General features: G+C 34.5%; 13 protein-coding genes. 5 read left to right on the forward strand and 8 right to left on the reverse strand.

Annotation, left to right across the window (positions count from 1 at the left end):
• Nucleotides 1-390: 390 nt before the first annotated feature.
• The 5 genes from XJ32_RS11775 to XJ32_RS03585 all read right to left on the reverse strand — a co-directional run bounded on the left by XJ32_RS11775 (nt 391) and on the right by XJ32_RS03585 (nt 3,702).
• Nucleotides 391-534: a hypothetical protein gene (locus tag XJ32_RS11775; protein WP_155761452.1), complete on the reverse strand. Its 144-nt coding sequence runs from the start codon at nt 532-534 to the stop codon at nt 391-393.
• Nucleotides 535-707: 173 nt separating this feature from the next.
• Complete coding sequence (locus tag XJ32_RS03570; protein ID WP_077388375.1) at nt 708-1,277, reverse strand: hypothetical protein; 570 nt, start codon at nt 1,275-1,277, stop codon at nt 708-710.
• A 555-nt stretch (nt 1,278-1,832) separates the two neighbouring features.
• Nucleotides 1,833-2,417 (reverse strand): hypothetical protein, encoded by a 585-nt coding sequence (locus tag XJ32_RS03575; protein WP_004088416.1) that lies wholly within the window; start codon nt 2,415-2,417, stop codon nt 1,833-1,835.
• Nucleotides 2,418-2,447: 30 nt separating this feature from the next.
• Nucleotides 2,448-3,047 carry a hypothetical protein gene (locus XJ32_RS03580; protein WP_004088417.1) on the reverse strand — a complete coding sequence of 200 codons (600 nt, stop codon included), beginning with the start codon at nt 3,045-3,047 and terminating at the stop codon, nt 2,448-2,450.
• A 91-nt stretch (nt 3,048-3,138) separates the two neighbouring features.
• Nucleotides 3,139-3,702: a DUF4156 domain-containing protein gene (locus XJ32_RS03585; RefSeq protein ID WP_004088419.1), complete on the reverse strand. Its 564-nt coding sequence runs from the start codon at nt 3,700-3,702 to the stop codon at nt 3,139-3,141.
• Nucleotides 3,703-4,135: 433 nt separating this feature from the next.
• Here XJ32_RS03585 and hemB point away from each other — a divergent pair, with 433 nt between their 5' ends.
• The 5 genes from hemB (at nt 4,136) to XJ32_RS03600 (ending at nt 8,741) form a co-directional block, all read left to right on the forward strand.
• Nucleotides 4,136-5,116, forward strand: coding sequence for a porphobilinogen synthase (gene hemB, locus XJ32_RS03590; RefSeq protein WP_077388376.1), 981 nt, complete (start codon nt 4,136-4,138; stop codon nt 5,114-5,116).
• Between the two features lie 292 nt (nt 5,117-5,408).
• Nucleotides 5,409-5,549: a hypothetical protein gene (locus tag XJ32_RS11780; protein ID WP_155243498.1), complete on the forward strand. Its 141-nt coding sequence runs from the start codon at nt 5,409-5,411 to the stop codon at nt 5,547-5,549.
• Entirely contained in the window at nt 5,533-5,688 is a 156-nt protein-coding gene (locus tag XJ32_RS12195; RefSeq protein WP_020995487.1) for a hypothetical protein, read from the forward strand. Before XJ32_RS11780 ends, XJ32_RS12195 begins: the two co-directional genes overlap by 17 nt.
• A 192-nt stretch (nt 5,689-5,880) precedes the next feature.
• Nucleotides 5,881-7,242, forward strand: coding sequence for a class II 3-deoxy-7-phosphoheptulonate synthase (locus XJ32_RS03595; RefSeq protein ID WP_005217030.1), 1,362 nt, complete (start codon nt 5,881-5,883; stop codon nt 7,240-7,242).
• Nucleotides 7,239-8,741, forward strand: a complete 1,503-nt coding sequence (locus tag XJ32_RS03600; RefSeq protein ID WP_077388377.1) for a DUF2972 domain-containing protein — start codon at nt 7,239-7,241, stop codon at nt 8,739-8,741. The genes XJ32_RS03595 and XJ32_RS03600 overlap by 4 nt, the downstream gene beginning before the upstream one ends.
• 313 nt (nt 8,742-9,054) lie before the next feature.
• Here XJ32_RS03600 and coaBC read toward each other — a convergent pair whose 3' ends face one another.
• The 3 genes from coaBC to XJ32_RS12685 form a co-directional block, all read right to left on the reverse strand.
• Nucleotides 9,055-10,314 (reverse strand): bifunctional phosphopantothenoylcysteine decarboxylase/phosphopantothenate--cysteine ligase CoaBC, encoded by a 1,260-nt coding sequence (gene coaBC / locus XJ32_RS03605; protein ID WP_005217010.1) that lies wholly within the window; start codon nt 10,312-10,314, stop codon nt 9,055-9,057.
• A 136-nt stretch (nt 10,315-10,450) separates the two neighbouring features.
• Entirely contained in the window at nt 10,451-13,396 is a 2,946-nt protein-coding gene (locus XJ32_RS03610; protein ID WP_077388378.1) for a YidC/Oxa1 family membrane protein insertase, read from the reverse strand.
• Nucleotides 13,393-15,243 (reverse strand): CDP-glycerol glycerophosphotransferase family protein, encoded by a 1,851-nt coding sequence (locus XJ32_RS12685; RefSeq protein ID WP_155761453.1) that lies wholly within the window; start codon nt 15,241-15,243, stop codon nt 13,393-13,395. The genes XJ32_RS03610 and XJ32_RS12685 overlap by 4 nt, the downstream gene beginning before the upstream one ends.
• Nucleotides 15,244-15,517: the final 274 nt, after the last annotated feature.

Raw genomic sequence — 15,517 nt, forward strand, 5'->3', positions numbered from 1 at the left:
ACATTACATAGCCCTGCAATCCTTTTTCATCATCTCTTCAAACATCGCCCTATTCATATATTCGTGCAAAATTTGCCCATCTTTCGCACACCATATTTGCCAATCTTGCCCCACTTTTACAGGCAGATAAAAAATATATACCGTGATTTACTCGCACTTAAATATGCTTGTTTTAGCCTTTGTATCTTTTGTTTATAGGCTTCTTTTTCTATGTTTTGAGATTTACTCACATTCACACTTTTTACTTCAAAAATGTGGATTCTATCTCCCCTGTCTTTAAATATAAAGTCTGGGTAGCTTGCGCGTTTTCTCTCATCATAATATTCATATTTTATATTTGATTTATCTATAAAGTTTTTGCCAAAAAGATAGATTTTCTCCCCATTATCTCTATGCCTTTAGCACAATCTTTAGCAAGGCTTTTAAGGATTTGACACCACTCTTTTTCTGCTTGAGAATCAAGCCAAAATTCATCATTTTCACTGCCCCATCCAGTCTCACTCCCTGCACTCTCTTCATAGAAGCTATACGCATATTCGCGTATTTCTACACACTTAGATTAAATATTCACCATAGTTTTCTACCACTCTTTTTACTTTATTTTTAATAGAATCTAAATTGAGAGACTTTAAAGGTAGAAAGGTTTTTGTAATTTTAAAATATATTGTGTTATTGTTGGAATATAGTGATTGATAGGGAATATAGTATTATTGTTGATTGCTGTATGGTTTATCAGCAATATTATAAGTTGTTGGGGTGCTTTGTAGATTTTGTGTTTGTAAGCTTTTTATGTGTTTGTGTTTAAGTTTTATTATGTTGCGAATATCTTCAAAAATAGCATGTAGCACTGGATCTGTTGCGTGATTAATGAAATTTCCCTCTGCATATTCGCACAAATCTGTGGAATCTATATAGTGAATTTGATATGCATCAAGCAGATTTTTTGGAACATAAGCTTTAACTTTTGTGTAAGATTCTAAAGACAAAGTTTGTTTTAAAATTGTATTGTTTTGGATAGTTTTTAATAGCGTTTTTGCATGAAATTTATTAAATTCCATGCATGCAGGATAATTATTAAAAGTGAAAAGCAGCTCTTCTTTGTCTCGTCTTGAGGGCATGATAGCAATAATATACTGACGCATTTGTGGTATAATGAAGTTTTTCAACAAATGCAAATTATATGAGTTTTGCAAAAATAGTAGCGCGTTTGGGGCAATACACTTTTCTTTAACTTTATTTGCATTTTGTGTCAGCAATATATCTTTAAAGGTTTTCATAATGCGTATTATAACACATTTTTTTTCTGTATTTTTACTTTGTAGTGCAGTGTTTTTCTTGCATGCTTGTGGATATAAGAGCGATCCATTTTGGAATGAGGCTGAAAAGCAGGATCTATTGTTACCTTAATTGAAATTGAGTGCTTTTGGTTATCGAGAATTTGTCCATTTATCATGAAAACCATAGGGCTTGTTTGCACACTCTCTTATGAAAGTTTCTTAGCATTGCAATGTCATTTTTACTTTTTTCTCGATTATATATTACAAATACTCTAAACATTACTACGACACAACAATTTTTAATCATCTGTGAATCTACACATGACAACATATAGAAAGCAGACTGCTGTTTATCAAAACAAAATTTAAATACAACAGATTAAAACAAAACAAATAAAATACAAAAAACTAAAATAAAAAAGTAGTATATGAAAGATTTTAAGTGAAATAAAACACCTCAAAACAACATGTTACAAATCAAAGCTCTAGATTTTCGAGAAAATCTAGAATGGCAATGCGAATCAACAAGTCGTTAAAGAGGCAATAGTATGGGGATTATCTTGTGCCACACTCAAATACATTAGCATGGATTCTGTAAGTGAGAATTTTGCCATTTTGAGGAATTTTTTCCCAAGCTGTACAATCTTTCTCTTCGTATTTACCATCACTTACTCTCATTTCACAAGTCATAGCTTCTTTTGTCAATTTAAGTAAAATTCTGCTGTCTTCATTTACCAATTCAGAAGCGTGATTTCTTAAATCATTTGTTGCACCTTCTCTAATATCTTCGAAAGAAGGTGGAACTTTACCATCAGAGCTATCTTTACCTTCAACCTCACCAAGTAACTTACAAGTATAAGGAATGCTATACGCTACAGCAATCCCTCTTGCTTCCTCATTTAATCTCTTAGGTTCATACGCTGGAAGTTGAGGAACCTTAACATAAGGTGCAACTTTTGTTACAGTAATCTCTCTTGCAGCATTCACTGTAACTTCAACTTCTTTACTATAATTCACCTTACCTTTTGAACCGCTGTAATTTCCACCTTTCTGCTTTGGTTGAGAAGAACAAGCAACCAAAAGAGAAACAGCACCTACTGCCAAACCTACTTTAGCAAAACTATTAACTAATTTCAACATTTTTCCACCTTATAAAAATAAAATCAAAGATTATCTTGCACCGCAATCAAAAACATTAGCATGGATTCTGTAGTATAGAATCTTACCATTACTTGGTATCTGCGTCCATGTTGTGCAGTCTTTTTCATCAAATTGATCGCCCTCATTGCGAAGTTCGCAAGTCATAGCCTCTTTAACTGGGGTAAGCACTATTCTATCTCTTGAATCTACAAGATCCATAGTGCCGTTTCTCAAGTCATTCAAAGCACCTTCCCTGATTTGCTCGAAAGAGGGAGCGGCTTTACCATCAGAGCTATCAATGCCTTCAGCCTCACCCAACAACTTACAATTCAAAGGAACGCCATTTACAACAGCTATACCTTTTGCATCATCAATAAGCGGTTTTGGCGTATATTGTGGCAATCTAGGTAACTTATAGTATGCATCACTTGAACTTTTTGTAATCGTAAGCTCTCTAGCAACATCGATATTTTCGTTTCTTTCTTTCAACGACTTTGAATCTGTTGTTTGAGTAGAATAAGACTGCGCATCACTATCTGCCTCGACACTAACAACTTCATCTGCCAGAGCAACACAAGAAACAACACTTGTAGCAATCAAACCAGCTTTTAGCAAATCTTTAACCAACATATTAACCCTTTATATTTAAATTTTCAATTACTCTACCGAACATAGACTCCCACATTCACTGGGAATCTACGCAACCAAACACAAGCAATACTTACTTCTCGCCACACTCAAATACATTAGCATGGATTCTGTAAGATAGAATCTGCCCATTGTCCGGTAGTTTATTCCAAAGAGTGCAATCTTCTTCTTGATACTTATCTTTCTTTGTTCTCATTTGACAAATCATAGCTTCTTTGGTAACAGAAAGCATTAATCTTTGACCACCTCTTACAAGATCAGCAGCCTGATTTCTCAAATCATTAGTTGCACCCTCTCTGATTTGCTCAAAAGTTGGTCCAGCTTTACCGCTTGCTTCATCTTTACCTTCAACCTCACCCAATACCTTACAATTGTAAGGAACACTATACGCAACAGCTATACCTCTTGCATTCTCATTAAGAGTTTTTGGCTCGTATGGAGGATGCTGAGGATCAATAGCATAACCTACTGCCTTATAAACAGCAAACTGACGAGCATTAGGCTCAAGTTCTTGAGAAGCATACTTAGCATTTTTGCTTTTCTTTGGCTCTCCAGAGCAAGCCGCCAACATTAAAACAGAACCTGCCACTAAACCAACTTTTACAGAATGGTTCAAGACTTGTTTGTAATTCAACATTTTTACACCTTTTTAGTAAAATTAAAAACATGATAAGCATGACTAGCACACAGCACAATGTTTTTTATCCCGTTATGCTATCAAAAAAAATAAAAAAAATCAAGTAAAAGCTATAAAAAATATGTAGAATAGCTGAAATTTACAACCGATTAACACAAAAATGCTTTAAACATAAAATAATTAATCTAAAGTCATCGGCTTTAATCTTAATGTTATCTAGGATTATCTTGGATAATAAAGTCAATTTCTCTCGTAATATTGCGGAAACAATAATAATGTAACAAAACTGCGCTAAAAAAATCTAAATCTCACATAAACATAAATTAAAACAAATTCCAAAACACAATCCCTCCCAACCCCTTTATTAAAAACATAAAATTATTATGTATAATGCAAAGATTTAGTGAAAATACAAGAAACAAAAGGATAAAAAGTGTTTCAAAGAAAAAGGCGATTGCGTTTAAATAGTGTTATGCGAAATCTTGTGCGTGAAAATGCCTTGAGTGTCAATGATTTTATCTATCCCCTATTTATAGTAGAAGGCAAAGGTATTAAAAATGAGATAGATTCTATGCCCGGTGTGTTTCAAATGAGTTTAGATAATATCCTAAAAGAATGTGAAACTTTACAGAATCTAGGCATTTATGCTATCTTATTATTTGGTGTGCCACCGCAACATAAAAAAGATTCTAGCGGCTCTTACACATGGGATAAGCATGGCATTATCCCGCAAAGCGTCCAAGAGATAAAAAAGCATTTTCCACAAATGTATGTTATAGCTGATGTGTGCTTTTGTGAATATACAGATCATGGGCATTGTGGCATCTTAGATTCTAAAATACAATCTGTTGATAATGATGCTACTCTTTTGAATCTTGCTAAGCAAAGCGTGGTATTAGCACAAAGTGGAGTAGATATGCTTGCCCCAAGTGCTATGATGGATGGGCAGATTCTAACCATGCGTAATGCCCTAGATTCTAATGATTTTGTGAATCTTCCTATTATGAGTTACTCTACAAAATTTGCTAGTGCATATTATGGTCCTTTTAGAGAAGTCGCACAAAGTAGCCCTAGCTTTGGCGATAGAAAGAGTTATCAAGAAGATAGTGCAAATGCTAGAGAAGCTATCCTTGAAAGTCTAAATGATGAGAGTGAAGGGGCTGATATACTCATGGTAAAACCTGCCTTAGCCTACCTTGATATAGTAAAATCAATACGAGAAAAAAGCCTACTGCCACTTGCTGTATATAATGTGAGTGGTGAATACGCTCTGCTTAAAGCTGGAGAAAAGCTTGGCATTATCGATTATGAAAAAGTTATGCTTGAAACCTTACTTAGCTTTAAAAGAGCAGGGGCTGATATTATCATCACCTATCATGCAAAAGAAGCAGCTAAGATTCTAAAAGGCAATTAAGCAAAATATAATGAAACTATATGATTTACAATAATTAAAATATTGTATATTTTTACTAAAAAATATTACTTTTTAAAGAATATGCAAATAAAAATATTATAGAATCTTGCTTTGTAAAGTGAAGCGGAAAAAACGAAAGAAGCTTAAGAAAAATCTTAAGCTATTGAAAGAAGTTTTAAAAGTCGTATCACTTATAACAGGTATAGCCTACATGCTAAGACTATTATTAGGATACTAAAGAAAAAGCCCCTTAGGAGAGGGGCAAGGGAATTATAACATAAAGGGGCTTAATATGGATTTTCTATTTTGGTGTATGGGTGTATTTATATGTTGTCAGTTATTTTTTAATTGCTGTAACGACAGAGAAATCAAGGCATTAAAAGATAGAATCAACAAGCTAGAAAAAGGAGCTAACAATGTGGAAGCTACTTGAGAATATAGGCTTGGGTTTGTTTGTGAATGCCTTGTATTCTATAATGAATCTAAATTTTGAAACAGCACCTTTTATAGTGCTAGTGCTAAGTGTGATACTTATGAGTATGTCAATTTATAGTCAAAGGAAAAATAAATGAGTGCATGGGATATAACAGCGATTATAACCGCAATTATTACGGCTATGGCAGGGATAAAGTTAGTAATTGACTTGAGAAAGGAGAAATAAATGAGCAATAACATGATACAACAACGCAAAAATGCAGTTATGGTTTTGCTTGAGAATAAACAGATACAAGAGCGATTATGTGTTTTATGAAGAAAGGAATACAATGTCTATAACAACAACTACATGGAATAAAAGCAGTTGGAGAGATTTCCCAATCAAGCAGCACCCAATCTACACAGATAAGAGTGCTATAGAATCTGTAGAGAAAGAGCTATCAGGCTTACCACCATTAGTATTTGCTAAAGAAGCAGATAGTTTGAAAGAAAAGTTTGCAAAGGCTAGTCGCGGCGAAGCATTTGTATTGCAAGGGGGCGATTGTGCGGAGAGTTTCTCACAATTTAATGCAAATAATATTAGAGATATGTTTAAGATTATTTTGCAAATGAGTGTGATTCTAACCTTTGCTTCAGGCTGTCCAATAGTGAAAGTCGGTCGTCTAGCAGGGCAGTTTGCAAAGCCTAGAAGTAGCGATACAGAAACAATTAATGGCATAAGCTATCCTAGCTATCGTGGTGATTTAATCAATTCTCAAGAGCTTGATAAAAGAGAGCCAGATCCCACAAGGCTATTAAAAGGCTATCATCAAAGTGCTAGCACACTCAATCTTTTGCGTGCATTTTCACAAGGTGGATTTGCGAATTTAGAGCAAGTGCATTTATGGAATCTTAGCTTTGTTGAGAATAATAACTTTGGTAAAAAATACGCCGAATTAGCAAGCGATATAGCAAAATCCCTGCGTTTTATGAAAGCATGTGGCATTGATACAAATAACACTCGACAGCTTAAAGAAGTATCCTTTTACACTTCACATGAAGCCCTTGTATTGCATTATGAAGAGGCGCTAACAAGGCAAGATTCACTAAGTGGCAATTGGTATGACTGCTCTGCACACATGTTATGGATAGGGGAGAGGACACGCGATATTGACCACGCACATTTAGAGTTTTTGCGTGGTGTTAAAAATCCACTTGGGGTAAAAATAGGACCAAATGCTACAAAAGATGATATTCTAAAAATCTGCGATATTTTAAATCCACATAATGAAGCAGGACGACTGAATCTTATCGTGCGTATGGGAGCGGATAAAATCGGGGATAAATTCCCAAAATTGCTTAAAGAAGTATGCAGTGAGGGGCGTAATATCTTATGGAGTTGCGATCCAATGCATGGTAATACAAAAGTAGCAAGTAGCGGTTATAAAACCCGTGCATTTGAAGATATTGTGAGTGAGATTGAGCAGTTTTTTGCCATACATGCAGCACAAGGCAGCATTGCAGGTGGTGTGCATCTTGAGATGACTGGAGCTGATGTAACAGAATGTGTAGGTGGCATACAAGCTATTGCCGAAGACAAACTACATACAAACTACCACACACAATGCGATCCACGACTAAACGCCACACAAGCCCTAGAGCTAAGCTTTATGTTAGCACAAATACTTTCTCAACGCGGAGCTAAGATATGAGAAATACATCATCATGCAAAAACATAAGAATTGCGATAAAAAATTATGTAAATAAAGCACTGAATGTGAAATTAATCATTCCATTACACGCAGATTTGCGCAATGATTCAAGTGGGGGGGGGGGGCAAACCATCATTATTTTGCCACATTTGTGTGTCCCAAAGGTGCATGCTAAAAATTTTGCTTTAAAAATAAGCAGAAATATTATACGAAGATTCTGTAAAATTATTGCTTTTCGTTTGAGTTTTCATACATATAAAAAGCAAATTGCAGAATGGATTAATTCCGATGAATTTAGAGAATCTTATATAAATAAACATCACCCATACCCACCATTACTGAATCCAAAAACACTAGATTACAAACAGATTCCAGCTCAACTCGCATGGCAGCTAAATATTCCACTACAAGAAGATTATAGATTTATATTCCTATCTTTGCATGGTTGCGGTGGACATGCCATGCAAACATTTTTTCGACAATGTGATATAGCCATAAATACAAGGTTTAATACCGATAAAGATGACTATATGATACTCTATGATTATCTAAACAGCAACGACAAGCATAATTATATTGCGATATGGATACGCGGATATGATTTTGAAAACGATAAGTTCTACCATCTCCTTACAAAAAAAGTCCCAATTTTATGTGTCGTAAGAGATCCTATCTCGCTTTTAAAACCATTTATCAATCATTTGGGAAAAAATGGATACTCTGGAATTTCACCCATTACGCTGGATATGCCCTATCATGAAATTATACTGCCACCTGATTATATGTTTTTTCAATCAAGTAAAGATATGAGTGTAGCAAAGCTTAATGAAGTGTTATCTTATGTCGATAAGCGCGAGTATTTCTTAGCACAAAAAATACATCTTTTAGAAAAAAACATAGAATCTTTTCACTACATACCATTCAAAGATATTGGCATTGAGCATGGATTTGAGACATTTTGTGCTCTCGCAGAAAAGTTTGACTTCAAACCACCAAAAGATAAAACACCATTTCAAACAAAACTCAATGGAAGCAATAGTTGTTGGCTTTTTCCTGTTTGCGTAATATGTAGTAGAACACCGCATATTGAATTACACATTATTTTACACACTGACATGAGACTAAAAGATTCTCACTACAAAGATATTACAGCTATGATATTAGACAAAGAACCAACACTGGACTATAAAATCGCCATACTTATAAAGCAAGATGAATTGCAACTACTACAAAATGATAATACCCTTTTACAACACGCGTCTAACTACATAAAAGGCTATATGATATATCTGCAAGAATTAGAGAAGAGAGAAAAAGCAAGGCACATAAAAGAATATGATATGCTAGAATATTTTAAAAACAATAAAGAAGCATGTATGTATTTTCAAAGTATCTTAGAAAGAGAATACGCACATTTAAAAGAGCATCGCCCCGATATTATTGCAACATGGCAATACTATAACGAGTTTATGAAAATCTGTGAATGCCATAAAGAATGAAAGTGAAACTATATGGAGTTTATGCGACATAGGAATGCTAAACTATTTTGCATATCTGCCTTGTAAAAACACTGCAAACTTTAGAATCTAAAGATTACTTTCTTTTTAGCACAAAATTTCTATTTTAGAATTAGCGTATTAAGTTATAGGCATAAATAAAAAACATAAATTCTGTCAGACAGCCACACCTTAGAACTTTCTTTTAAATATGATTGCAAAATAGCAGCCATCAAAGTTTTTATTGTATATTACATACTCAATTGAGACAATTTGCAATCCTGCTTGACACCAAAATTTATCTATAAGCCTTATCTCAAACCCCAAGTGTTTGCAAATACGCACAAATCCCAAAGCTTACTTCAAGTTTTGTGCCTTGTATATATTTTTCAGAATCTTTTGTGATGAGATAGAGTTCATTGTGAGTAGCTCCAAAACTCATATTAGATTCACTGATAATATTAAGGCACATCATAGAGCATTGTTTTTTAATAAGTGCATTTTTTGCGTTAATCTTCGCATTTTCTTTGTCGCATTCTGCTTTAAAGCCAATCTTTATAAGATTATTCGCCTTTAGTGTCGCTAAAATATCTTTATTTTCATGCAACTCTAGAGTCATTGTATCGCCTAAATCTTTCTTTTTTAGCTTACCCTCTCTTTTATGTGGGATATAATCGCTTATTGCTGCTGCCATGAAGAGATAGATTTTCTCATTCTTTATAGAATCTATTGTATGTTTAAGTGCGTTTTCATAATCTTTTGAGCTTTTTACTTGTATGTGTTTAATGCTTGGCGGTAAGATTATGGGCGATTTCGAGCTAATGAAAATGACTTTCGCACCTAAATAATAGAGCGCTAAAGCAAGATTGCTTGCCTGCATACCGCTTGAATGATTGCTAATACATCGCACAGAATCAATCTCTTCAATACTGCCACCACCTGTAACAATGGCGTATTTATCCTGCCAGTATGGATTGTTAAAAATAGCTTTCTTTAAGGCAAAAAGCATAGTTTCAGTATCCGCCATCGCCCCATTGCCTATATCACCACATGCTAGCATACCTAAGGCTGGGTTAATAATCTCATAGCCGCTATTTTTTAGAATCTCTATGTTGTTCTGCGTAATGGGATTTTCTAGCATGAGAGTATTTGCACTTGGGGCGAGAAGCTTTGGGATATTTGGCAGGGCAAGGGCGGTTGATAGGTAGATATTGTCAGCAATGCCATTTGCGAGTTTATTGAGACTATTTGCAGTGAGTGGTGCAAAAAGGGCAATATCAGCCCATTTCGCATAGCCAATGTGATTTTGCGGTGGGTTGGAATCTTTTTGCATATTAGATTCTAAAGTGTTTGGATCCGTGTAAGGCATACTAGCCCAGCATTCATTGCTATCATGAAGCAAGGGCGTATTGCTTAGCGTCTCAAAGCTTAGAGGCGTGATGAATTTCAATGCGCTCTGCGTAGCGACAACGCGGACTAATGCCCCATCTTTACGCAAAGATCTAATTAGCATTAAAATCTTATAAATCGCAATAGAGCCACTCACAAATATGAGAATCTTTTTATCTTTTAACATATTTTTCCTTTATGTGCTTATGTGCGATTATACTTAATAATGGGGGAAAATGCAACTATGTATCACATTGTGTTTTAGACTAACCGTTAAAACGCAATGTGATCAAGAACGAATGTCTTAAACACGCAAACGACAATTAATGAATCTTGTCAATCTGTAATGTACCATTTTTGACTTCTTTTGTGATATCTTGCCAGTTGTTTTCATTGTAAATGTTGTCATTCACTTGGAAATAGTGGGTAATATTCCATTCATTTTTTTTATGCGTACCAAAACCAGCTGTGATAGGTATTGTTGTAATGATTTTTCTATCTTGCAGATAATTGTTGAGAATGTTTTTTGGCACATTAGGACAACCATTAGGAAGATTCTCGCAAAAAATGCTTGAAATATCGTAATTTGCCATAAGTCTAGAATCTACTTTTAATTCCCCGCTTGTATTAAAATTCTTAAAGAGAAAGAGAATATCAGGTCGCCCCTCTTTTGCTGCTATGTTGCTAGGAATGCCTACACTATCGAACCCACTATGATCGCTTACTACAAAAATTTGCGTGTTATCATAAATCTCATTGTCTTTAAGCCATTGTATAAATGTGCTAAGATAGTTCAGAGCACATGCTTCAGAATCATAATGCTTGAAATAAAGTCTTGTTTCTGCCTTATTTCTGTAGGGCATTTCCACTTTATGCGGATAATCATGCCATGCAGTTTTATTGCCAAGTTTATCTTGCCCATTTACAAAGATACATTTTCCTTGCTCATAATACATAGCATAAGGGACATGTGTCATAAGGGCGTGTAGGTATCTAAAGGTTGGCTTTTTAGATTCTGTATTATGCAGATGCGTAAAAGCATAAAATGATGAGGTATAAGGTACAGCAGTGATAGCGTTATTATCTATATCTTTATAACGCAACCATTCGCTATCATTATAAATTCTAGAACGAAACATCTCTGGACTAAAGCGAAATACCCCAAAGCTTAGGATTTTCTTTATGCTGGCAATACCACCTTTTCCTGCTGCTTCAAACGCCTCAAAGGCAGTATGATTATTTTGCATAAAGTAATCTGCATATAAGCTAAGTTGTTGCACCACCACCATATTCTTATTGTATCTTTGTAGATATTTTTTATCCTTGGCCCAATCCCCCATAAAATACCCCACATCATAGCCATTCTTTACAAAAGTATCACCTATAACACCAAAGGCTTCAGTGATACTATCAGCAAGATTATCTTTTCTGGCATTCATATTATATACAGCATAATGCTCCCCGCCGATAAGTGTAGCAATACTATGGATAGTAGAGTTTGTCGTAGATATAGCGTTATCAAATAGCACAAAGCCATCAAGCTGTGTTTTAAACTCTGGAAATTGCTCTAAGAGTGGATGCATATGTGAGCCACTAAACATATCAAGCACCATAACTATGATATTCTTTTCAGTCTTAGAGTAAGAGAATAATTCTTTTTCATAAGGTTGCAGATTGTTATCTTCTGCAACAAGGCTTTTTGGGACTATATAAGTTTTATTTGCTTCCATAATATTAAAGAAAGATATAACACTTAGCACACAAAGACTAATGAGACTAACACTAAAAATACTCTTCAGCCATTTAAAACAAAAATACACAATCGCTACACTTGCTATAAAAGCACACAAGGCATATAAAAGATTATTTGGATTATTAAACTCTGGTTTTTGCAAGACAAAGTGATCCATTGCTCCATAATCACCTACAAAAATAAATGTATTGATTACCCCGATAAGAAATAATATGCTTGCAACATATACACCAAACTTAAAAAGTCGTGTTTTATAAAAAAAGCTTGTAATATAAATAATCATAAAACTAGAACAAAGAAAAGCGCCAAATAAAACTGCTAGTGTTTGATATGTTTGCTTTACATCAAATTGAGAGACATCACTACTATACAAAGCATAAGGGCTAAAGACACATAGCATAAAGCAAATATTAAGAATAGCTAGAATGCTTATCTTGCGATAGGTTGCATAGGTTTTAGAATCTATGGCAGCGTGTGGGGTGAAAATGTTAAATAATAGAGTTTTAAGTTTTCCTTGTGGTTGTGTAGCTTTGCTTGGTATTTTAGTGCTTTTAGATGAATTGGTGTTGTTAGAATCTGATTTTGTAGATTCTATGTTGTTAGAATCTCGTTTTTTGGATACTTCGCTTTGCTCAGTATGACAAGACAAAGAATCCGCAATTCTAGTATCTTGGTTAAGATTTGAAACATTAGAAACTCGGCATTCTACGCCAACCCTATCCGCACTTTCACACATTCTAGTAATTGCAGTATTGCTTTGTGAGTTTTGTGTGGATTTGGGGGCAGGAGTTACCTTAGTGGTAATGACTGCCTCCAAAGACACACAATCTTGCGAATGATTACTCAAAGATGAATGTTTTTTGTGTTTAAATATCTCTTTAAACAACGCAAACGCCATATTACAAGTCCAATATAATACTAACGCACTCGGCATACTATAAAGTAGCACCAAGAACAATAAAGCAATCAAACTCCCTTGCACTCTCGCACCTAACTCTTTTGAGCTATAAAAGACATTGATTAAAGTAAAAGCTGTCATCAGTAAAGGCAGTATATGGATACTTAAGCCAAACAGCATAATAGAATCTGGTTTGCTTAAATCATCTATCCATAAGAAACTTACAAACTGGAGATATGAAGCTTTGTTAATAATCTCATACATTGCAAAAAAGAATGGAATCTGCAGGGCTAATCCACCAAGACTACGCAGGGCATAAATAGGGTGATAATTATGCTGTCTGTATAGCGTTTGTGTAAAAGCATAGAGTTTTGCCCTTTTATATACGCTTTTCCACGATTTAATCCTTTTATCTAATTTCTCTTTTAAATCTGCTTCTTGCTGTGCCTTTTTATCAGTATAGAGAAAGATTTTAAGTAAAAAGAGATTGACTACAAGGCTTAGTAAAATAATGCTTACACCATAGCTTGGTATTATCTTAAGTATATTATGCAATACAACTTCAAGCACTTGTTCCAAAGGAAATATGAATATATAATAGAGAAGTTCAGTAATCATACATTATCCTTTGCAATGTCTTTTTTAGAATCTAGATTCTGCGTTGTCTTTTTTGCACTTTCAAGGGAGTTTGATTTTCGTGCTTGGGCACTACCCTTAAGGTAGCTTCTCGCACTCAAATCTGCACAACCCTTGAAATTATCTAAAAATCCTTCCGCAGTATTTGTGTGGGCTGCGGGGTTTAGAGTGTGATTCTTAGAATCTAGATTCTGTATAGAATCTTCTTTATCCTGCAAAATAATATGAGAATCTCCACACATACCACTTGCTACATTCTCTAATACTCTATTAATCACATTTATCTCATTATGCAGCTCTAGTTTATCTTGCAGTCTAGATTCTAGAATCTCTTTTTCTATTCTTAAAATCTCTTGTGCGGTTTTGATGCCACCCACACCTTGATACTCCCAAAGAAGTGCTTTCATCTCTCTAATATTTTCTTTTAACTTGTCATAGCCCTCTTTATCCTGCAGTAAAGATTCTATAACGCTTGGTAATCTATCAAACTCACTTGGTTCAATGCTTTTGCCTATCTTAGTTAGAGCATCTTTCACCCAAGGTGTTTCATAAATATCTTCTAAATCATAACCCACAATATTAAAATCAAATGTAGGCGTTAGCACAGGCTTTTCAAACAAACATACAAAGTCAAATATCACACCAGAGAAATCCCCTATCATCATATCTGCACGATGCAGGGCATAGATATTATCCCTATTATTATCCCATACGATATTGCTGCAATCTTTGGTTTGGGCTTGCAATGAATCTAGCAATTCCTTTTCGGAATTATAGCTTTGTGGGTGGGGACGGATAATAAGATTAAAATTAGAATCTATAAAAGGTTGAATAAGCTTCATACCATATTTGCTAAGCAAAGCCTCTCTCCCCCAAGATGGTGCTAAAAGCATAGTAGTCTTTGTATCTGTCTTTGGAAAAAAGTGTATCTTTTTCTCATCATCTAGCCCTTTATAATCTTGCAACTTTTCTTGTAAAATATCAAGATAAGTGCAGCCGGTGATGATGACTTCTTTTGTTTTGAGATTTCTTATCCTTTCTACTTCGTGGATAAAATCTGTATGTATGATTGAGTTTGTAAAAACGCTATCAAAGTAATCAAGGGCAAATACCTCATAAATATCTACGTGCGGGAGTGAGTGGATAATATGGCTATAATGCTTCACGCCTTTGCTTCGCTTGATTTGGAGTATATCAAGCTGTGGTGTGCTCATCATTACAATATCAGCCCTAAGGCTATTAAGACGAGAGATAGCTTTAGGACTATCGCTACTACCGATGTATTCAAATTGCGCGTTGGGGTTGTGGTTTTGCGTTGTGTGTTTGTTTGTGTCGCTAGAATCTAGGTTTTTATCATATTGGGTGCGTAAGTGCGAAATATCTTTTTTAGTTTCTATATGAGATACTTCGCCCAAAGGCTCAGTATGACAAGCGGTTGTAGATTCTAACTTCTGTATAGAATCTCTTTTAGAATCTAAATCTTTTGCGTATAGTTCAAAATCCTCTTTTGATGAAGTAAGATAGGTATAAGGATAAGAGATGGAATCGAGATAAGTTAATATAGGCTTAAAAACATTATGATATTGCTTGCCCTCACTATAAAAGACAAGTTTATGATTTTCTTGCTTACCTTTTTTAAGCTTTACCCCCCCCCCCCCAGTCGTTAAAGAAATAACTTTATAAAAAATACTTTTGAAGAAAAATATTGCTGAAGCAAAAAGGGCAATAGCTGATGAGAGTAATAAAGAGCCAGTACCCGGATCAAGATAGGCAAACAAACTACAAGGCATAAGGCATAAAAGCAAGATAAATTTATATAGAATCTTCATATAAATCCTTTAGTTTCTTACAATATTTTCATGTTGTATTTTCATGCTAAAAATACAAAAAAGCAAATGAATTTTCACATTATTAATGATTATTGATAGCAAAAAATAAGCGAAAATTATAACATAAATTATACGAAGACACTATGAAAATTTAAAGCGTTTAAATAGCTTGGAATATATTCATTCTATATATCACACGATTAAGATCCACTAAACAGATTTTCACAAGATAACTTAATGCAGTATAGAATCTTGTGCTATGGATTATAAAATA

Origin of the sequence: Helicobacter bilis, assembly GCF_001999985.1 — a bacterium.
Classification (GTDB): Bacteria; Campylobacterota; Campylobacteria; order Campylobacterales; family Helicobacteraceae; genus Helicobacter_A; species Helicobacter_A rappini.